Source organism: Flavobacterium sp. 22659, from assembly GCF_052044235.1.
GTDB lineage: Bacteria > Bacteroidota > Bacteroidia > Flavobacteriales > Flavobacteriaceae > Flavobacterium > Flavobacterium johnsoniae.
The window spans coordinates 225873-246099 of record NZ_JBQEMU010000002.1 but is presented as its reverse complement, the minus strand read 5'-3'; the positions used below and the strand labels follow the sequence as shown (position 1 = coordinate 246099).

The following is a 20227-nucleotide window of genomic DNA, read 5'->3' as shown; positions in this document are numbered from 1 at the left end:
CTTTGGTTTTAAGTTTAAGACAATTCAAGCATTCTTTGTATAGGTTTCAGTGCTTCGATCCTTAAGGGTTCGTTTATCAGGATTTCCGGGCTTTCGTTTTTCAGACACCAATACAATTTTTCAAGAGTATTGACTTTCATGTAAGCACACTCGCTGCAGGCGCAAGTGTTATCTTCTGTGGAAGGAGCCGGAATGAGCGTTTTTTCGGGTACCGCTTTTGAAAGCTCATGCAGGATACCGGCTTCTGTAGCCACAATGAAAACGGCAGCAGGATCCGTTTTAATAAAATTAATAATGCCGGAAGTAGAGCCAATGTAATGTGCTGCTTTTAAGATATGACTTTCAGATTCCGGATGTGCCGCAATTTTTGCGTTTGGATTTTTATTGTAAATTTCGACTAGTTTATCCAGCGAAAAGGCTTCGTGAACTACACAAGATCCATCCCAGAGGATGAGTTCGCGTTGTGTTTCTTTTTTTAAATAACTGCCTAAATTTTTATCGGGTGCAAAAATGATTTGTTTATCAGAAGGAATAGAACCAATAATTTTTGCTGCGTTTGACGAAGTGCAGACCAAATCGCTCATAGCCTTTATTTCGGCAGAACAGTTGATGTAAGTTACGACAACATGATCAGGATATTTTTTTTTAAATAATTTAAAATCTTTAGGATCGCAGCCGTCAGCGAGAGAACATCCTGCGTTAAAATCCGGAAGTACGACTTTTTTGTCCGGATTTAATATTTTGGCTGTTTCTGCCATAAAATGAACTCCGGCAAAAACAATAATATCGGCATTTGTATTTTGTGCTTTTTTTGATAATTCAAGACTGTCTCCAATAAAATCTGCTATTTCCTGAATTTCCTCATTTTGATAATAATGAGCCAGAATTACTGCATTTTTTTCTTGTTTTAAGCGGATGATTTCCTGTGTCAAAAAATTTTTGTCCATTATTAAAGTCTTGTTTTTTCAACAGCTAAGCCCATTTTCAGGAATACTGCTGTTGAGAAAGTTTGTGGTTTTTATTGAATTTGTTTTTCGAAATGCTGTTAAGCTAATTTTGATATGGTAAATGTAGTATCATCAAATTTTTCAAATTATGATTCCAGTCATACTGTTTTACATTTATTTTTTTATTGTAGAAGTAAACCTTTTGAAATCAATGTTTTTTAAAAGGATATGATTACAATCATACTTTATGATCTATTAGTTTTGGATTTTTGATCTAAAGTTTTCTATAGTTTGGAAATAGAAAGAAATTAAAAACAAGGATATGAAAACCGATATTAGAAATAAGGAGGATATCAAGGTATTGGTAGATGCTTTTTATCACAAAATTCAAACTGACGAAACGATTGGTTATTTGTTTACCAAAATAGCTGTTGTGAATTGGGAAAAACACCTCCCGATTATGTATGATTTTTGGGATAATATTCTTTTTCATACCGGAAATTTTGATGGAAACCCAATGATGAAACACAGAATATTGAATGAAAAGAGTACTTTGTATGAAGCTCACTTTAAGCACTGGACTACATTATGGAGTACAACGGTAGATGATTTATTTGAAGGAGAGAAGGCCGATGAGGTAAAAATAAGAGCCAAAAATATTGCAAAAGCAATGATGAATAAAGTGATTAATTAAAGAAAACGGGATTCCTAAAGGTTCCCGTTTTTCATTTGAATGTTATTAAGCTGAATTAATAATTTTCTTTAACCTTTGCAAAGAAAGAAAAACCAATTTTTTAGAAATATGATTTGAATCATACTTTGTTATTTTGAAATGGTTGTAAAGGGAATATGCTTTAATAAAATAATTTATGATTAATTATTTCTATTTTTTTGTTTTTATTCATTATTGAAATAGTTCTAATAACGGTTTCTACACGCAGTCCGGTAAAATCTGCAATCTCCTGTCTTGTATAAGGAATTTTCATTTTCTGAGAAGGTTTGCTGTTGTGCTGTCTTTTTAAATTATCCAGAAAATATTGAATGCGGTATTCTGGTTTGTGATTTATTATATTTTTTGAGAAAACAATTTTATTGTAAATTTTCCATGCAAAGAGTTTTAAAACCCTTGATTGTATTTCAGGATTTTCTTCAAGCAGCGAAAAGAAATTGGTTTTTGATAGTTTTAAAATTACACAATCGGTTTGAGCTTCTGCAGAAGCAGGGTAGGGCTGCTCAATAAATAAGGGCGGTTCTCCAAAACTATTTCCTTCATTAAAAATACCAATTGTAAGATCTTTGCCGTCTTCATTGGTATAACTCATTTTAACGGTTCCCTCTAAAATTTGATAATAGGAAAGGGGCGGGTCATTCTCGAAAAAGATGACAGCATGTTTTGGGACTTTTTTTGCAACAGCTCCCCAGGTGTAAAGTAAATCAGTATCAATATGCATTTGTCAACAATTGCTGCAATTAAAATGATTAAGGATCATTCTTTTTTAAACTCCAATATATTTTGTAGTGTTACAGCAAAGAAAAGTATTCACCAAAAATTAAAATATGATAAATGTTAGGTTTTGAGAACTTTAAATTTTGAAACCGGCTTATAAAAAAAAAAGCTGCTCAAAATTAACTGAGCAGCTTTTTATTAATCAGCAGTAATTAACGAATTGCAAATCTTAATTTTAAACCGTAAGAAACCAATCTCATGTTTCTTGCAATACCAGAATCAAATACGCTGTTGTATTGTAAATCTACAGGTAATTCTGCATTGTATTGAACAAGATTTTTGCTGTCTTTTTTGTCGTAAATATCATTTAAGCCATAGTCCAGATAAGCTCCAATATAGATTGAATTTCTGTTTCCTAATTCTTGTTTTAAACCTGTCTCAAAAGTTGCTGAATACGAAACTTTTGTGTCAAGGTCTCTTTCAGAAGTTTTTAGGTCATTTACGTTGGCAAATCCGGCAAATGCAGGACTAAATAGTTCTACATTATACTGTGGATAATAACCGCTTGTAGTACTGTTTCCTATAGTTGACTGATAAGTACCGCTTGAAGCAAATCCTATTTTAGCTCCGGCAGAAACATAAAGCTTAGAGGTTCCCGGAGTTTCAAACTGAATGTTGATAGGAACATTAATATAAGTCAGTTTTTGTTCTTCCCTGTAATTACTAAGCCTGTATCTAAACTGGAAAGTTTCATTTTCTGCATCGACAGTGTTGTACTGCCCGTAAATAAAGTTAGACTTTGAGTCAGATGTATAGGTTTGGTATTCAACCCCAACACCTAAACTCAAACCTTCATTTAAATAGTAAGAATAACGAAGACCTGCATTGATACCGTTTCCGGGAACGTATTCTACTCCGGCAGATTTTATAAATGAAAACGGACCGCCCAATGAAATCGAAAACTCCTGTTTTTTATCCTGACCATAACTTTGAGATGCTGCAAAAAATGCGGTTATAATGGCGAGTGATTTGATATATTTTTTCATCTTAAATTTTATTATGCCGGCACTGCTTTTAGAGTGCCGGCAGGTTTATCTATTTTACAATTACTTTGAAAGATTTTTTTACATTAGGAGTTTCAAGAACTACCATAAGTATATTACTCTCGATTGTTTGAGGTAATTGTATCTCAGTTAATGCTGATGAAGATTGAACAGTTTTAATCAATTGGCCAGAAACTGAGTAAAGGCTGATCTGCATGTTATTTAATTCTTCCTGAGGGAAATCAGCTTCAACAGTGATTGCTTTTCCAGTTTGAATTGGGTTTGGATACAGCTTAGCCTGAAGTGAGTTGGTAAGTGTAATTCTGCCAGAACAAGTCTGTAATACTTTACCATCTTTTGTTGTCATTTTTACGCTGTAATCAGCTGTAGGGTCTAAGGTTGTACTCAGACTTTCGCTTACAGAGTAATATTGACCAGTTCCTATCAATTGTCCGTTTTTAAACCATTGGTAAGCTACAAATTCGTAACCTCCGTTTGTTGCCGGATTATTGTTTACAAGAAGTACATTGTTAAATTTCTGACGAACGATATCGAAGAATCCGAATGGTTTTTCAACAGTAATTGCATACGTTGCAGATAAACTTCCGTCTTCTGATTTAATGGTCACGTTTTGAGTATAAATTCCAGGTTTTGGAGTTTGAATCGTGAAATTAGCAGAAGGAGAAATTACAGCATTTGACTCGTTTACAATTGAAACAGCCGGATTGTTCTCAGCACATGACATTACGTGTGTAATGGCTTTTCCAGGGTTTTCGAATACTTTTGTTCCTATTGTAATTCTCTTAACATCAATATTGTTGTTAAGGATTACCAATAATTGTGAAACATCTGCAGCAGGAAGATAATTAGCATCTCCAGCCTGATGTGCTGTGATGGTTACTTCTCCAGATCGCAGCATATTTACAACACCAGCTGCAGAAACATTTGCAGGAGGCAGAGCAGAAGTATAATTAAAAGTATAATCTACTGGTAAATTTGAACTTGCTGCTGCAGTCAAATTAAAAGTATTATTTGCTCCTAGTGTTTTAACCGGAATAGCACTAAACGTAATTGTTTGTGGTGCTTTATTAATAGTCAGGTTCGCAGTTAATGTTATTTGAGAACAGTTAGGCGAACTGGCAGCAGGAGTTATTACAGCTGTTACTGTGTAAGTTCCCGCATTTACAGATGTGTTATTTGCAGAGTAAGCTACAGCCGCTCCAGTTGGAAGATTTGCAACCTGTAGAGGATGAGCATTTCCATCGTAAGTCACTGATGCATTACTGAAAGTAACTAAATCAAGAGGTGAAGCTAATACTTTTACAGTTTGAGTCTGAGTAGTAACGTTTCCGTTTCCATCATTGTATGCCCATGTAATAGTATAAGTTCCTGTTGCATTATAAGTTAAAGGATCAGTTGTAGTTGCGTTTATTGTTCCTGCACAATTATCTGTTGCAGTTGGAATCGCAATTTCTGATGCTAAAACTGAGCAGTAATTTGTAATCTCAGGTAAAACAGCCACATTAGGTACAGGTGCTGTTACATCTGGAGTTGTACCAATAGTAACTGATTGAGTTGTAAAACATCCGTTTGCATCTGTCACGGTAACTGTATACGTATTTGGACTTAATCCTGAAGCTGTTGCCGCAGTTCCTCCTGATGGAGACCATGAATAAGTATAAGAAGAAGTTCCTCCAGAAGCTGTTACAGCAGCCGTTCCGTCGCTTGCACCGTTACATGAAACATCAGTTTTAGATATTGATGCTGTTAAAGGAGCAGGTTGTGCAATAGTTACAGATGCTGTTGTTTGACATGCATTAGCATCAGTAATTGTTACGGTATAAGTTCCGGCAGCAAGACCTGTTGCAGTTGCCGCAGTTCCTCCAGAAGGAGCCCATGAATAAGTGTATGTTCCTGTTCCTCCAGTTACATTTACTGTTGCTGATCCGTTTGAACCACCGTTACAAGAAACATCAGTTTTAGATGTTGTTGAACTAAGTGCAGCTGGTTGTGTTATAGTAAAGTTTTGTGTTGTAGTACATAAATTACTATCTGTAACTGTTACAGTATAGTTTCCGGCAGCAAGACCACTCGCTGTTGCTCCAGTTCCGCCAGAAGGTGACCAAGAATAAGTATATCCTCCTGTTCCTCCTGAAGCCGTAACACTTGCAGTTCCGTTAGCACCCCCATTACAAGAAACATTGGTCTGTGTATTTGAAGTTATAGCAAGAGCAGCCGGCTGTGTTATGGTAAAGTTTTTAACAATAGAACAACCATTTGAAGCAGTAATCGTTACTGAATAATTACCGGCAGTTAGATTAGTTGCTGTATCAACAGAACCTCCAGAAGGAGCCCAAACATAAGTAAATGGTCCAGGTGCACCGCTAGGAATTACGCCGGCAGATCCAGTATTTGTTCCATTACATAAAACATTAGTTTGAAATGTTGAAGCAACAAGTGTATTAGTTGTAGTAATAGTAAAGTTTTTTGTTAAAGTACATCCGTTAGCGTCTGTAATTACTACACTATGGTTTCCTGCTGGCAACCCTGTTACAACTGATGTAGTTGCTCCTGATGGTGACCATAAATAACTATAAGAAGGAGTACCTCCAGATACATTTACTGCTGCCTGACCACCTGTTGAACAAGTTGCATTGATCTGGCTTTGTGTTGCGCTTAATGCAGAAGGCTGCATAATTGTGAAGCTTTTTGTAACTGAACATCCATTAGCATCTGTTATTGTGCAAGTGTAAACCCCTACAGTTAATCCTGTGGCAGTTGCAGCAGTTCCTCCAGAAGGAGACCATGAGTAAGTATAGTTTGGTGTTCCGCCTGTTGGAATAACTGTTGCTGTACCTGTAGCACCGCCGTTGCAAAGTACGTCAGTTTGTGATTGAGTTGCCGTAAGAGCCGCAGGCTGTGTAATAGTAAAACTTTGTGTAGCTTGACAATTGTTTGCGTCTGTAACTGTTACTGTGTAAGTTCCAACTGCTAAACCTGATGCTGTAGCTGCAGTTCCTCCCGTAGGAGACCAAGAATAAGTGCGTGCACCTGTTCCTCCTGTAACGGCTACAGTTGCTGAACCGTTTGTACCTCCATTACAAGAAACATTGTTTTGAGAACCAACACTTGCAACTAGAGCTGCAGGTTGTGTAATTGTAAAGCTTTGTGTAGTCTGACATGCATTAGCATCAGTAACTGTTACTGTATATGTTCCTGCAGAAAGACCAGTTGCTGTAGCATTTGTACCTCCAGATGGAGCCCAAGAATAGGTGTATCCTGGAGTTCCTCCAGTTACTGTTACAGTTGCAGTTCCGTTAGCGCCTCCATTACAAGAAACATTATTTTGTGAACCAAAAGCTGCTGTAAGTACTGCAGCTGGCTGTGTAATTGTAAAGCTTTGCGTTACCTGACAATTGTTAGCATCCGTAACTGTTACGGTATATGTTCCAGCAGAAAGACCTGTAGCTGTAGCCGCAGTTCCTCCAGATGGAGCCCAAGAATAAGTATATCCACCAGTACCTCCTGCAGCAGTTACAGTTGCAGATCCTGTAGCTCCGCCACGACAAGCTATGTTAGTTTGTGCTAATGGAGTCGCTGTTAAAGATGCAGCTGGTTCTGTAATTGTAAAAGATTGTGTAGTCTGACATGCATTAGCATCTGTAACTGTTACTGTATAAGTTCCTGCAGTAAGTCCTGTAGCTGTAGCCGCAGTTCCTCCAGAAGGAGACCAAGAGTAAGTGTAACTTGGTGTTCCGCCTGTCACTGCAACAGTTGCAGATCCGGTTGCAGTTCCACGACATAAGATATTATTTTGTAACCCTGCAGTTGCACTTAAAGCGGCCGCAGGCTCAGTTATGGTAACTGTTGCCGTAGTCTGACAATTGTTAGCATCCGTAACAGTTACTGTATAAGTTCCGGCTGCAAGTCCTGAAGCTGTAGCTGCAGTACCGCCAGAAGGAGCCCATGAATAGGTATAACCCGGAGTTCCTCCTGATACAGTTACTGTACCACTACCGTTTGAACCTCCATGACAGCTAACATTGTTAACTGTGCCTTGAGCAGCAACTAAAACTGGTGGTTGAGTTACTGTAAAGTTTAATTCTTTTTCGCATAAAACAGCATCTTTAATACTCACACTGTAGTTACCAGCTGTTAAATTGCTGATTGAAGAACTAGTTGCTCCATTTGACCATAGATAAGTATAAGTTCCTATGCCTCCAGTTGGAGTAACAGATATAGAACCAGTATTACCTCCATTACAAGCAACACTAGTTAAAACTGAAGTAGCCTGAATATTAGATACTTTTAATGTACCAGAGTTTGAAGTGGCAGCTGGAGTACAACCTCCTGAAGCAACTAAACGGTATTGGTAATTATTAAGTGCTGCAGTTGCTCCTGTTATTGTAAGCGTTGCTGTAGTTGCTCCAGAATATGGGGCACCATTAGTAATGTTATTAAAACCAGAACCTGTATTTACCTGCCATTGATAACCAGTGGCATTCGAAGCAGTCACGCTGAAAGTAGTGTTTGAGCCAACACAAATAGAACTATCTGCCGGCTGTGCTGTTATAGCTGGTGCTACATTAATTGTTAAAGCAGCATCGTTTGAAGTAGCATCTGGTGTACATGAACCTATAGCATTAACTCTGTAAAGATAGCCGTTCATTCCTGCAGTTGCTCCTGTTATTGTAAGCGTTGCTGTAGTTGCTCCAGAATATGGGGCACCATTCGTAATGTTATTAAAACCAGAACCTGTGTTTACCTGCCACTGATATGATGCAGCATTTGAAGCTGCAACAGCAAAAGTAGTATTAGCTCCAGCACAAATCGTACTTGAAGAGGGCTGAGCTGTAATAGACGGAGCAACATTAATGTTTAGTGCTGCATTGCTTGAATTTACTGTAGGACAAGTTCCTGATGCCGCTAATCTATAAAGGAATCCGTTCATTCCCGCAGTAGCTCCTGTAATAGTAAGAGTTGAGGTAGCTGCACCAGAATAAACACCTCCATCTGTAATGTTAACAAAACCAGAACCGGTATTTTCCTGCCATTGATATCCTGTTGCGTTTGAGACTGCAGCAGTAAAAGTTACATTACCTCCTGCACAGGTTCCTGCTGCAACAGGCTGTGTTCCAAAACTTATAGTATTCATGCTTCCTGTTACGGCAACATCTTTAGTTGTTATTCCTGTAGAAGAAATAGTAACATTGCCAGAAGGTGTTCCTGTGGCTGAAGCCGCTAAACGAACATAAATTGTTTTAGTAGTGACAACTCCTGATGAAGGAACATACGATATATTATTAGTATAAATTCCTCCTGCCGATGTTGATATTTCAAAACCGGTTGGGGCTGCAAGATCAAGATTAGCTGTTAAGCCTCCGGCTTGTACAGTAAAACTCTGTTCTGTAGATGCACCGCCGCAGCTTGAAAAAGCACTTAAAGAGGTTACAGATACAACAGAGCCTCCTGGCTGTACTATATTTACGGTTTGAGTTGTACTACAGCCGCCTAATCCATTTGGAGTGCTGTCTGTAATAGTTACTGTATAAGTTCCTGCACTAAGCCCTGATGCAGTTGCACCAGTTCCCCCAGAAGGAGACCATGAATAGAAATAAGGAGCAGTACCTCCTGAAACACTAAGAGTAGCTGAACCATTATTACCTCCATAAACACTTACATTACTTTGTGATTGTATAGAAGGTGCTAAGGCAGTTGGCACAGTTAAAGTTGCTTCATTCGAAGTTGCTGTTCCAGTTCCTGTAGCAACACATCGATATTTGTAGTTGTTCATTCCTGCAGTTGCTCCTGTAATAGTAAGAGTTGCAGTAGTTGCTCCAGAATAAACACCCCCATTTGTAATATTTGCAAAACCAGCACCTGTATTTAACTGCCATTGATAACCAGTGGCATTCGTAGCAGTAACAGTAAAACTTGTATTAGCTCCCGGACATATAAGTTTGTCAAGAGGATTAAGTGTAATAGTCGTAGGTGTGCTTAAAAATGGTTTACCAGAAGGCAGTGTTAGAGTAGTTGCTGAAAGATTCCAGTTTGCCTGATTCATTACAGCAGTTCTAATTTCTGCTATTGTACTTAGCGGAGAACTTAGTGTATTGTCAAATCTTCCAACACCAGCTACTACATTACCAGGGAGAGTTCCTGTATAGAAAGCACTTGTACCTCCAATAAGACCACCAGTGCCTGTTTTTAAAGTAGAGCTATTTGAACCGTTTGCACATCCGGTATCCCATGCTGCTGTTGTAGTTCCTGATGGACAATAGTAAAAATGTATTCCGGCAACAAGTACAACACCAGCGTCAGAAGGATTTCCAGAACCTCCCTGAAAAGCATAAATCTGATCTCCGGCAGCAGTCAAAACAAGTCCATTTGGCATGGTTCCGTTATTTAGTGCTAAAAAACCGTTTGCGGTTAAAGTACCATTAGACTGATTGTAGGTAAAGGCACTTAATCCTTTTATATGCACCTCTGTTCCTGCTAGAATTGTACTGCCCACTGTCCATGTAACAGTACCTTCTAAACTACTGGCTGGCCACCAGGTTGTGTCTGAAAAGTATCCTCTGTCCGTAAAACGAATTACCGTATTAGCATCGAGAGTTTTAAGGCAGACAAAACTAAATTCATCGCCTAATGCATTGGCATAAGTACCATCATATCCGGTAAAAAGGATATCACCGGCAGCCAGTGTGGTCTGTGAGTTACTTAAATAACTCTGCAAAAATATCCCTAAAAATAGGGCAATATTTAAGCATTTTTTAATTTGAGAGTAAAAATGTTTCATAATAAAGTTAGTTAAATTATAAAGAGGCAAATTGTTCGCCATTTTTTATACCAAAAGCGAGCAATTTGTGCCCACTCATAAAGCCTTCTTCTGTATAAACAGTATTTATACGAAGTTGTGTATTATTATAACATTGTATTATTAAGCCTTTGTTTTCATCTATTTCTAAAATAGTTCCCGGAGCTTTTGTGCTGCTTAAAGGTGAATTGGTTTGAGAAACTTCCAGTAAGCGTATATTCAGACCATTCCATTGTGTATAAGCACCTTTATTCCACGGATTACAGGCGTTAACTAATGCCTGGATTGATTTTGAGTCCTGTTTTTCCCATTGAATGCTCACATCAGAGATAGTTGGTTTTTTATAATATGCAGCTAAGTTTTCATCCTGAAGAACACCTTTATCATTCATAGATAATAAGGTTAATAATTCAGGCAGAATATAAGAAGCCAGATATGATAAACTAGTGCAAAGCATTCCATGTGTCAAATCAGTATGCAGGGGCATTGTTTTTTTTAGGATTATTTTTCCTTTATCTATTTCCTTTTCTATAACATGTACAGATATTCCGGTTTCTTGTTTTTGTTTTCTAATCGATTCAAAAACAGGATCAGCACCACGCATTTCTGGTAAAAGTCCATAATGAAAATTATAGAACATATTAGGATGTTTTTCAATAATTTCTCCGGGAATCTTCCAAGGGAAAGTCATTGTAAAAACATATTTTAAAGAACTGATTCGCAAAATTTCCTGAAGCTGGATGTTGAGTTTTGCTTTCTCCATCCATATTAAATTTACGCCGGCTTTTGTTGCAAAAACAGAACAAAATGCTTTAACGTCTTCATTTTCGGCGGGTACAGCTATTGTATGCAGTCTTCCAAGACTATGTAAAGTTTGTATAGCTGGAAAAGCCATACGGTTATTACATAAAATTACTATGTCGCGTATCGGATTCATGAGTCTAAACAGGCATAAGAGTTTAACCAGGAATTAGAAGGCGTATTTTGAACTGCCAGAATATGTTGATATAAACGGATGCGTTCTTCTTCTAAATCAGTAATTTCAGTTATGTTTTCTAAAATGCAGTTTCCGTTTTCTTCATTTTTTGCAACAGTTGCATAATATAAAGGTGCTTCAGAAAAACCAGTATTGGGATTAATATGTACTTTTCCTCTAGGAGAATCAATTGTGATGTTGTCTAATGACTGACCATTTGAACTACTGATAAACAAACCAGCTTCCCAACCTAAAAGAGAAAAAACATTCGCTTTTTGTTCGCGAATATTTCGCATCACAGCTACAAATTCTTCGTTTTCTTTATTTTTTAAATTGGCAGACCATGGAACAGCGCAGCTCCAATTATACCCAGGATATGAAATTTTATTCAGCCAGGATTCTTCAGCAGTAAAGCCGCTTCCGTAAGTTTTGCGTGAAGCTATATTTTTAATTTTTGCTGATTCACGAAAAAAATCTTCGGCCATATCGCCGCAAAAAGAAGTTAATACAGAAATATTATCATTTTGTTCCAGAAATTCCTCTAAAGGGCCTAAATTAAAATCGGCCTTTTTTAAAGGTGTAACATGATTATAATGTATTGATCCTCCTTTATCTTCAAGAGCAGTAGCAAAAGTATAAGGCGGGCGATAACCGGCATCATAAAATGAGCAGGTAAAGGCAAAATTCTGCTGGCCTTCTTCGATGGCTTTGCGTACAATTAAACGTGAACAAAGACTGTTTTCTAAGGAAATAAAATAAACATTGGATATTTTTTTCTCAAAATTTTGAAAATGATAACCACTATCCAGCACGATAAGCAATTTACCCGAACTTTCAAAAAGAGGCTGAATAAATTCTGCAGCTTCAGGGTTAATATAAGCAACAACAATATCCGTATTACTAAACAGTAATTGCTCACAGCAGGAATATATTTCTTTATGGTCAGCTCCAAGTCCTATACTTGCTGTTACAATTTCATGTTTTTCATCAATTCCCATTTTTTTTAGGGAAGATTTTAAACCATCCATTATATCAAAAGAAATAGAAGGGTAAATGACAGATCGGGGCAAGAGTAAAGCTATTTTCATAAATAATTTTATAGATAATTTTTAAAAACAAACTACCCATTAGAAACTCTAATGGGTGTAGATTGTTAATTCCTTGAAGGAAAAATTCCCTGAAGGCATATTATATAATTAATACCTAAATAAGGCTGCTGAATTGAAATTGGCTGGCTGCTTCCAGTTGTTCCTACAGTTACTGTTGGTGTAATTGGTTTTAAAGCACCATCTGCGTTTTGGCTGGTGTAAAGATTTGAAACCGAAGCCAGATAAGCATTTTGCGGTGCGGCAGTATCTCCTGTATCAGCATATGCTTTTAGTGCAAATGTTCCTGTGGCTGCATGAGTGTGTGCCGGAAGATTTCCAAGCAGTGCAGTTACTGTATTAGTTCCGCTTACCTGTCCCAGTACAAATTGAGCTACTCCTTGAGGAGTACCAGTTCCAACGGCAGTTCTTCCCCTAAAATCAGGTAATGCAAAATTAGTAGTACCATTACCGCCGTATGTAGTGCCTAAAAGACTAAATAAGGCTTGGTTTGTATTTATACTTAGTAGTTGACCCGCACAGTAAGCCCAATATTTTGGAGCAAAGTTAGGTGCATATAATCGAATTTCGGATATTGTTCCTTCCATGGTTAGTTTTGGTTTAGTTTCTAGTTGGGAAAATTCCTTCTACACAAATAATATAATTAGTAGATAGTGAAGGCTGAATGATATCGAAAGGCTGACTTGCCCCCGCAACACCAACAGTGATTGATGTAATTTCAGGTTTTAAATTACCATCTGGAGCTTCAGCTGTGTAAGCTTTATCTGAACCAGCTAAAATATTGTTTGTTGGTGATGCTGTGTTACCTGTTGTGCTGCAAGTTGGAATTGTAAGTGTTCCTACACCTGCCACATGAGTATGGCCAGGCATTTGTGCAGTACTCATGGTAACTGATTCTGTTCCGCCTATCTGTCCAAGTACGACGTTTGGTAATCCTGGACCCTGACCTGTACCTACAGGAATACGTCCCTGAAGATCAGGCAGCTTAAAAGTAGTCTGGCCGTCACCGCCGTATATTGTACCAAGTAATACATAAACAGCCTCATAATTGGCAATACTTAATGTTGCTCCATTGCAAAACATCCACCCTCTTGGTGCAAAATTCCCGCCAAATAAACGGATTTCTCCTAAATATCCTTCCATAAATTAGTTTCTTTAAATTGTTAGTTAAACTGTTTTTTCTGAATAAATATTAATTACGGGCAGGGAATATTCCTGTCAAACAAATAATAAAATTCATTCCAGTTGCAGGCTGCATAATACTAAGAGGCTGATTTGAACCTGCTGGCGCAAGTGTAACACTAAGAGTCGATGGTTTCATAGCGTCTGTTCCTGCTTCTGTACTGTACATATTAGTTTTAGAAGCCAAAGTATTACCATTAGGCGTGTTAAGATCTCCAAAATCCGGGTAAACTGGAATTGAAATTGATGCTGTAGCCGCATGGGTGTGAATAGGAAGGTTTAAAGATGTTAATGTTACAGTATTTGTTCCAAGTATTTCTCCTGGCACATACGATGACAAACCAGGACCATTACCAGCTCCTATTGCCGTTCTGCCGGCAAAGTTGGGTAAGCCAAAAGTAGTGGTGCCATTACCACCATAAGTAGTCCCTAGAATAGAAAATAATGCTGTATTACTGCGTATTGCAACGAGCTGGCCCATACAAAATGCCCAGGTCATTGGAGCAAAAGTGGCGGCAAAGAGGCGAATTTCTCCAATTGTTCCTTCCATAAATTTTTAGATTTTATAGGTTAATGTTAGTTAATAGTTTGTCAGATTTGGTTACTGATAAAAATTTTTCTGACAGTTTTTTGTTTTAATACTAAGTTACTGTATATAAGTGTTTTAAAAAACAAGTATTTATACGTGTTTTTCATTAAGTAAGAAATGCCTCTTTTTTTTATTATTTAGCAGCTATTATTACTTACGATTTATAAACAGTATTAAAATAATTTATGACCTAAAATTAGACGGCTAATACATTAAGGAGGAAAAATATGTCACGAAAAAGGGATTTCATGTCATGAAATCCCTTTTTTGATGTAGATAAAAATTACGTGCCGCTTTGCGATGTAGAAAATAGCTTATGTTTGATATTCAAAAACTTTTTGTTTGATAAAATTTAAACTGCCTACGGCTAGTTCTTCGGCATTATGTGGTGAAGTCTGCCATAAAGAAACCGCTTGCTGCATTCCGGGAATTGATGAAGAAAAGTTTTCTAATACCAGATTTCCTTCAAAATTTATGGCTTTTAAACCTTTAAAAAGTTCATCCCAATTTACGGTTCCCTCGCCGGGCATGCCGCGGTTACTTTCGGTAATATGTAAATGTTTTAGTTTTTTACCAGCTTCAATTATAGGATCATAAAAGTTGTTTTCTTCTACATTCATATGAAAAGTATCCAAATGAACAGCAAGATTATCAGCATTAATTCTATTGATAATTTCCAATACATTTGATGCTGTATTGCACACATAGCTTTCATAACGGTTTATTGGTTCAATTCCAATTGTAATGCCAAGTTTAGCAGCATAAAAAGCGGCTTCCCCCAAAACATTTATAATAATTTCCTTTTCCTGATGTGTAACAGGATTTCCCGTAAAAACACCAATTCCGCTGTGCAGAACACCTCCTAAAAAAGTGGTTTCTAATTGAGCAGTTTTATCCAAAGCTTTGAAGATAAGTGTCAAAGCTTCCTTAGGATAAAATGGAATATGCGCTTCTTTAGGAAGATTTAACGAGCATACAACATCAAGATTATTTTCCTGAAGCTGTTTTTTTACCGTTGCGGCATCAAATTCCATATTAGAAGGCAGAAGAATTTCAATCAGGTTAAAGCCATTTTTTGCAGTTTGCTTTATGGCATAATGTCCTGATTCCGGAGTCCAGTTTGGAGTTGTCCAGGATAGGAGTGAAGCGCCTATTTTTATTTTCATTGTGTATTTTTTGAAGAAGAATGTTTTATTTTGAAAGTTTAACGCACAATGTCTCTTTTAGAAAGCACATAAGGCTGTCCAAGTGTTTGTGGTTTGTAATATTTAATGGCAAATAAAAGAATTACCAAATAACATATTATAGGTAAAAGATAGGCGTAAGCCACATTTGTATTTGCCACAAAACCCATAATTGGAGGGAAAACAGCACCGCCAAACATTGCCATAACTAAAAAAGAGGAAGCCTGTTCTGTTTTGTTTCCGAGTTTTTTTAATCCGAGGCTGAAAATAGTTGGGTACATTACACTTAAGAAAAAATTCAGCATAATTAAGGCAATAAACGAAACCCAGCCAAAACTTTGAGAAATAACCAGACAAAGCCCAATATTACACATACAATAAATTGCTAATAATTTATTTGGAGCAATATAGCGCAATAAAAATGTTCCAATAAAACGGCCAATCATCATCATAGCCATACTGAAAGAGAAATAATAAGCAACCTGATTATCAGCCAAACCTGTTTTTTCGACACCATAATTTATAAAATAAGCCCACGTACCGCCCTGCGCTCCAATATTAAAAAACTGAGCAATTACAGCCCATATAAAATGTCTTTGCATGTACAAAGGCGAATCAGGAACTACGTTTGTATTTTCATCGTCTGTACTTTGTTCTTCGTGACTATGAGAGCCTTTAAGCGATGGTACTTTTACAAACCAAAACAAAATGGCAATTAAAAGTATAAAACTGCCAATAATCATATATAAGGTTTTAACAGATTCTAGACCTTCGGCGCCTTTTGAATCGAGAATAAAGAAACCACCAAGAAGCGGACCTATTATAGCGCCCAAACCATTAAAAGACTGTGCAAAATTTATTCTCTGGTCGCTTGTGCGTTCATCCCCCAGTAAAGCAACAAAAGGATGCGCAACAGTTTCCAGCGTTGCAAGACCTGCAGCCAAAATAAATAATGCAATTCTGAAATAAGAGAAAGATTCATTTTGAGCTGCGGGAATAAAAAGAAAAGCACCAAATGCATAAAGAATCAACCCTAAAATTACTCCGTTTTTATAACCATATTTTTTCATGAATAAACCTGCCGGAATACCCATTACGGCATAAGCACCAAAAATGGATAGCTGCACCAAACCTGATTCTGATTTACTGATGTGCAGTACGTTTTGAAAATGTTTATTAAGAACATCGCCCATCGTGATTGCAATTGCCCAAAAAAGAAAAAGCGAGATTACGAAAGTAAGCGTTAGAATATATTTTTTTTCTGTGAATTTAGCCTGAGACATTTTTACAAATCATTATTATTGTTATACATTTTATTTTGCCTCATTTTCTTTTCTAAAAAGTTTAAAGTCATTTAAATCATAACTTGGACAGGCTCCTTTTTGTGAGGTAATAAAAGCGCCCAAAGCTGTTGCCTGTTTCATAACCTCGACAGGATTTTCATTCATAATTCTTTTCGATAAAAATCCGGCTAAAAAAGCATCACCGCTTCCTACCGTATCCTGAATAGTAACAGGTACAGCAGGAGCATCATATTTAGAATCTCCGTCATAATACAAAGCGCCTTTACTACCTTTACTTACCAGTACTTCTTTTATATCAAATTTGTCCTGAATAAAATGCACGGCATCATCTTCGCTGACATAACTTTTTTCAAAAAAATCAAGAACCAATCGCAATTCGGCTTTGTTCATTTTTACCAGATCTGCTTTATGAAGAAGTTCGTTTATAACCGGAACAGAATAGTGGGGAGGGCGAATGTTGATATCAAAAACTTTAAATTTTGCGATTTCTAAAAGTTCAAAAAGAGTATTTTTGGAAGTTTCGCTTCTGGTAATTAAACTTCCAAAAACAAAAGCCGAAGCATTTGATATTTTTTCGATATAATCTTTTCTAAATTCAATAAAATCCCAGGCAACAGGTTTTATAATATCATAATGAGCTTCGTTATGCTCATCGATGTGCGCAATTACAGTTCCGGTTGGGTGCAGGTTGTCAATCTGGCTGTCTTCGGTCGAAATGTTCCAGTTTTTTAACTGAGCCATAAGATCGGTTCCCAGTTTGTCATTTCCAACACGGCTTATCATGTGCGAATCAATTCCCATTCGCATTAAATTATAAGCTACATTAAACGGCGCACCGCCCGCACGCGCACCTTCAGGAAAAATATCCCAAAGTACTTCTCCATAACAATAGATTGATTTTGTATTTATTTCTTCTCTCATGATTTTCTTTTTTTTTTTTTGATTAAACGTTTAAGCAAAGTGGTAAATAAAAAAGTTTAGATGTTTTTAGATTTTGTAGACTGACCTATATGAAGCTCAGCATGTAAAGTTACATTCTGCAAAGGCAGATTTTTGATATTAATTTTTTCGTTAAGCATTTTTACAGCAGTTGTTCCAATAGCCGAAAGCGGCTGTTTTACATACGTTAGCGGAACCGGGAAAAGCTCATAAGCTTCAGTTTCATCAAAAGCGGCAACTGCAATATCCTGTGGAATATTTATTCCAAGTTGTGTAAGTTTTTTGAGTCCGGAAACCGCCAGTTTATTACTCGTAAAAAAGATGGCATCAGGTTTTACTGTATTTTGCAGCATATTTTCTAAGCCGGTATTAATGTCTCTATCAATATAGTCTTTGTCTGTTAAAAGCACTTGGCTGTTTTGTATTTGATGTTTTTCGAGCGTATTTAAAAATGCGTGAGTTCGCTGTAATAAATGCTGTAACTGTGTTTTATAAGCAACAAGAAGAATGTTTTTATAACCGCCGTTTATAAGGTGTTCTGTAACTTTTTGACTTATATCGTAGTTATTAATTTGTATGCTGTCTGCTTCAACACCAGATAAATAACGGTCAATTAATACAAAAGGAATCTTTTGCTTTTGCAGTTTTAACAAACATTTTTCACTGTTTTCAACAGGAGCAATAATTAATCCATCGGCCTGGCGGTCGGCAAACATATTGATAAGCGCTTCAAATTTTTCGGCATTTTCATCAGAGCTTCCAATCAAAAGGGTATAACCCAGTTTGTTGGCTTCATCTTCAATAATTCGGGCTAACTGAGAAAAGTAAGGATTTGCAATATCAGCCACAACAAGACCAATTATATGGGTTCGCTGTGTTTTTAAGCTTTTTGCAATATTGTTAGGACGGTAATTTAATTCTTCGGCAGCGTGTTTTACCTTGTCAATTGTTTCCTGCGGAATACGGCTGTCAATCTTATTGTTAAGTACATAAGAAACTGAGGCGATAGATACGCCTGCTTTTAATGCCACATCTTTAATTGAAATTCTTTTCACGATAACGATTTCAGAAAGGCAAATATAATCAACTTAAACGTTTAAGCAAGTATTTATTTTAAAATTTGTAATTAAGTGAGTTAAAAAAATCATTTTAGCAGAGAATTTCTATTCAGAATGATCGTCTATAATGTTTTTTACACTGCGAATAAAGGTTTCAGTGTTTTTCATTTCATTCTTAATATAAATATCATAATCAGCTAAACTAAACTGCTCAAGCATATCTTTTTTTAGATATTTAATCATCGATTCAATGCTGCGGGTGTCGGTTTCGTATTGTCTTTTTAATTCACGTTGTTTACTTTCTAAATAGGCTAAGGTTTTTTTTAATCTTTGAATACTTACTTTATCCACGCTGAATCTTTTAAATTTATATAACTTTTCTGCTACATACGTTTAAAGTGACAATTCAGTTTGCCATCTTTTCAAAAAAAAATTAAATACTATAGTCAAATATAATTAACTATTTGTATAACTAACTGAATTGTCATTAGTTATACAAATAGAGAAATACCGTTTATTTTTTGCTTTTTTTTCTTCCAAGCCAAATCAAAAGGCCGGTAACAGGCAGTGTTACGGCAAAAAGGCAGACTAAAAAAGCCAGGATTTTTGTTGGATATCCGTAAATGCTTCCAGTATGAATAGGATAAATCAAACGTCGGATTTTATCGCCTCTGCTTAGTTTTTCATAAGGTCTGGCTTCTAAAATTTTACCTGTGTATTTATCAAAATAGGCAGTACTCGAAATATTTGGAATCGATTCTTCTAAGTTCAGTTTAATAACTGTAATGCTGTTTATGGTATCAGATGGAATTCTAATTTGTGTATCGCCTTTGTATGGAAAAACGCTGTCCGTTTTAGAAAAAATGTTCTGATAGAAATAGGTTTTATCTACTTTAGGATCAATCTTGGTTGGATTTTCAACTTTAGCCGACGGTTTTTTAGTTGTTCCGTCTGCCAGTAAATAAATACCGCTTTCAAACCATTTAAAAGACCAGGTTAAACCCGTTAAGGAAATTATAAGAAGAACAAGAAAACTATAAAAACCAAAAACAGAATGAAAATCCCAGTTTACTCTTTTAAATGAAGCATTCCATTTTACAGTTAATCGCTGTTTTAAGTTTTTGACTTTTTTCGGCCACCATAAAATCATCCCAGAAATGAGCATGAATACAAATATCAGACAGCTGCATCCTGTAATAAAAGCTCCAATATCACCTAAAACCAAATGACGATGTATATCTAAAACAACCGAAAAGAATCGGCTTCTTTCAGGAATTTGTCCTAATGTTTTACCAGTATAAGGATCAACAGAAAAGATTTGATTTTTTTTATCGCTGTCTTTTCCTGTAACAATCATAGTTCTTTCAGGATCGTTATAAGCATAAACACGATTAATTTTTTTAAGAGCATATTTCAGTTCAATATCTCTTATCAAAACATCGGTTGGTATTTTTTTTGCTCCAATTTCAGAAACTTTATAAAACTCAGGATTTACAAATTCGTCGATTTCGTCCTCAAAAACAAGAATGCTTCCGGTAAGTGCTACAATAAAAACAATGAGCCCGGACGCAAGTCCGAGCCAAAGATGTAATAAGCCAATATTTTTCTTAAACGTTTTATTCATAATAGATAGTC

16 protein-coding genes are annotated in these 20227 nt (G+C 36.5%); 1 reads left to right on the top strand and 15 read right to left on the bottom strand.

The features are described 5' to 3' along the window. Positions 1 to 14: 14 nt before the first annotated feature. A complete protein-coding gene (gene nadA, locus ACTJIW_RS03190) occupies positions 15 to 947 on the bottom strand; it encodes a quinolinate synthase NadA (RefSeq protein ID WP_440715549.1) in 933 nt (310 codons plus the stop codon). A gap of 322 nt (positions 948 to 1269) precedes the next feature. Between nadA and ACTJIW_RS03185 the strand changes: the two genes are divergently transcribed. Continuing rightward, on the top strand, positions 1270 to 1641 hold the full coding sequence (locus ACTJIW_RS03185) for a group III truncated hemoglobin (protein ID WP_440715550.1): 372 nt from the start codon (positions 1270 to 1272) through the stop codon (positions 1639 to 1641). Positions 1642 to 1801: 160 nt separating this feature from the next. On the opposite strand, the gene ACTJIW_RS03180 is transcribed toward ACTJIW_RS03185, so the two are convergent. The 14 genes from ACTJIW_RS03180 to ACTJIW_RS03115 all read right to left on the bottom strand — a co-directional run bounded on the left by ACTJIW_RS03180 (position 1802) and on the right by ACTJIW_RS03115 (position 20216). Beyond that, positions 1802 to 2398 (bottom strand): Crp/Fnr family transcriptional regulator, encoded by a 597-nt coding sequence (locus ACTJIW_RS03180; protein WP_440715551.1) that lies wholly within the window; start codon positions 2396 to 2398, stop codon positions 1802 to 1804. A gap of 208 nt (positions 2399 to 2606) precedes the next feature. Continuing rightward, positions 2607 to 3440, bottom strand: a complete 834-nt coding sequence (locus tag ACTJIW_RS03175; protein ID WP_440715552.1) for an outer membrane beta-barrel protein — start codon at positions 3438 to 3440, stop codon at positions 2607 to 2609. Between the two features lie 49 nt (positions 3441 to 3489). Next, entirely contained in the window at positions 3490 to 10236 is a 6747-nt protein-coding gene (locus ACTJIW_RS03170; protein ID WP_440715553.1) for a T9SS type A sorting domain-containing protein, read from the bottom strand. A gap of 16 nt (positions 10237 to 10252) precedes the next feature. Beyond that, entirely contained in the window at positions 10253 to 11191 is a 939-nt protein-coding gene (locus ACTJIW_RS03165) for a formyltransferase family protein (RefSeq protein WP_440715554.1), read from the bottom strand. Further along, positions 11188 to 12318: a hypothetical protein gene (locus ACTJIW_RS03160; RefSeq protein WP_433812130.1), complete on the bottom strand. Its 1131-nt coding sequence runs from the start codon at positions 12316 to 12318 to the stop codon at positions 11188 to 11190. The genes ACTJIW_RS03165 and ACTJIW_RS03160 overlap by 4 nt, the downstream gene beginning before the upstream one ends. A 65-nt stretch (positions 12319 to 12383) precedes the next feature. After that, entirely contained in the window at positions 12384 to 12923 is a 540-nt protein-coding gene (locus tag ACTJIW_RS03155; RefSeq protein WP_012026022.1) for a phage tail protein, read from the bottom strand. A gap of 13 nt (positions 12924 to 12936) precedes the next feature. Beyond that, positions 12937 to 13479, bottom strand: coding sequence for a phage tail protein (locus tag ACTJIW_RS03150; protein WP_012026021.1), 543 nt, complete (start codon positions 13477 to 13479; stop codon positions 12937 to 12939). Positions 13480 to 13528: 49 nt separating this feature from the next. Next, entirely contained in the window at positions 13529 to 14068 is a 540-nt protein-coding gene (locus ACTJIW_RS03145; RefSeq protein WP_440715555.1) for a phage tail protein, read from the bottom strand. Between the two features lie 353 nt (positions 14069 to 14421). After that, on the bottom strand, positions 14422 to 15273 hold the full coding sequence (locus tag ACTJIW_RS03140) for a sugar phosphate isomerase/epimerase family protein (protein ID WP_440715556.1): 852 nt from the start codon (positions 15271 to 15273) through the stop codon (positions 14422 to 14424). Positions 15274 to 15311: 38 nt separating this feature from the next. After that, positions 15312 to 16574 (bottom strand): sugar MFS transporter, encoded by a 1263-nt coding sequence (locus ACTJIW_RS03135; protein WP_073410690.1) that lies wholly within the window; start codon positions 16572 to 16574, stop codon positions 15312 to 15314. A gap of 30 nt (positions 16575 to 16604) precedes the next feature. Beyond that, positions 16605 to 17516, bottom strand: coding sequence for a carbohydrate kinase family protein (locus ACTJIW_RS03130; protein ID WP_440715557.1), 912 nt, complete (start codon positions 17514 to 17516; stop codon positions 16605 to 16607). A 56-nt stretch (positions 17517 to 17572) separates the two neighbouring features. After that, the gene (locus ACTJIW_RS03125) at positions 17573 to 18589 is read right to left on the bottom strand and encodes a LacI family DNA-binding transcriptional regulator (RefSeq protein ID WP_440715558.1); all 1017 of its coding nucleotides are present in this window, start codon (positions 18587 to 18589) and stop codon (positions 17573 to 17575) included. A gap of 108 nt (positions 18590 to 18697) precedes the next feature. Next, on the bottom strand, positions 18698 to 18943 hold the full coding sequence (locus tag ACTJIW_RS03120; RefSeq protein WP_274250375.1) for a hypothetical protein: 246 nt from the start codon (positions 18941 to 18943) through the stop codon (positions 18698 to 18700). 163 nt (positions 18944 to 19106) lie between these two features. After that, positions 19107 to 20216: a PepSY-associated TM helix domain-containing protein gene (locus tag ACTJIW_RS03115; protein WP_433812120.1), complete on the bottom strand. Its 1110-nt coding sequence runs from the start codon at positions 20214 to 20216 to the stop codon at positions 19107 to 19109. Positions 20217 to 20227: the final 11 nt, after the last annotated feature.

Excerpts from the sequence above, each read along its gene's own strand:
- nadA (WP_440715549.1), bottom strand. The coding sequence starts at position 947 with ATGGACAAAAATTTTTTGACACAGGAAATCATCCGCTTAAAACAAGAA.
- ACTJIW_RS03185 (WP_440715550.1), top strand. The coding sequence starts at position 1,270 with ATGAAAACCGATATTAGAAATAAGGAGGATATCAAGGTATTGGTAGAT.
- ACTJIW_RS03180 (WP_440715551.1), bottom strand. The coding sequence starts at position 2,398 with ATGCATATTGATACTGATTTACTTTACACCTGGGGAGCTGTTGCAAAA.
- ACTJIW_RS03175 (WP_440715552.1), bottom strand. The coding sequence starts at position 3,440 with ATGAAAAAATATATCAAATCACTCGCCATTATAACCGCATTTTTTGCA.
- ACTJIW_RS03170 (WP_440715553.1), bottom strand. The coding sequence starts at position 10,236 with ATGAAACATTTTTACTCTCAAATTAAAAAATGCTTAAATATTGCCCTA.
- ACTJIW_RS03165 (WP_440715554.1), bottom strand. The coding sequence starts at position 11,191 with ATGAATCCGATACGCGACATAGTAATTTTATGTAATAACCGTATGGCT.
- ACTJIW_RS03160 (WP_433812130.1), bottom strand. The coding sequence starts at position 12,318 with ATGAAAATAGCTTTACTCTTGCCCCGATCTGTCATTTACCCTTCTATT.
- ACTJIW_RS03155 (WP_012026022.1), bottom strand. The coding sequence starts at position 12,923 with ATGGAAGGAACAATATCCGAAATTCGATTATATGCACCTAACTTTGCT.
- ACTJIW_RS03150 (WP_012026021.1), bottom strand. The coding sequence starts at position 13,479 with ATGGAAGGATATTTAGGAGAAATCCGTTTATTTGGCGGGAATTTTGCA.
- ACTJIW_RS03145 (WP_440715555.1), bottom strand. The coding sequence starts at position 14,068 with ATGGAAGGAACAATTGGAGAAATTCGCCTCTTTGCCGCCACTTTTGCT.
- ACTJIW_RS03140 (WP_440715556.1), bottom strand. The coding sequence starts at position 15,273 with ATGAAAATAAAAATAGGCGCTTCACTCCTATCCTGGACAACTCCAAAC.
- ACTJIW_RS03135 (WP_073410690.1), bottom strand. The coding sequence starts at position 16,574 with ATGTCTCAGGCTAAATTCACAGAAAAAAAATATATTCTAACGCTTACT.
- ACTJIW_RS03130 (WP_440715557.1), bottom strand. The coding sequence starts at position 17,516 with ATGAGAGAAGAAATAAATACAAAATCAATCTATTGTTATGGAGAAGTA.
- ACTJIW_RS03115 (WP_433812120.1), bottom strand. The coding sequence starts at position 20,216 with ATGAATAAAACGTTTAAGAAAAATATTGGCTTATTACATCTTTGGCTC.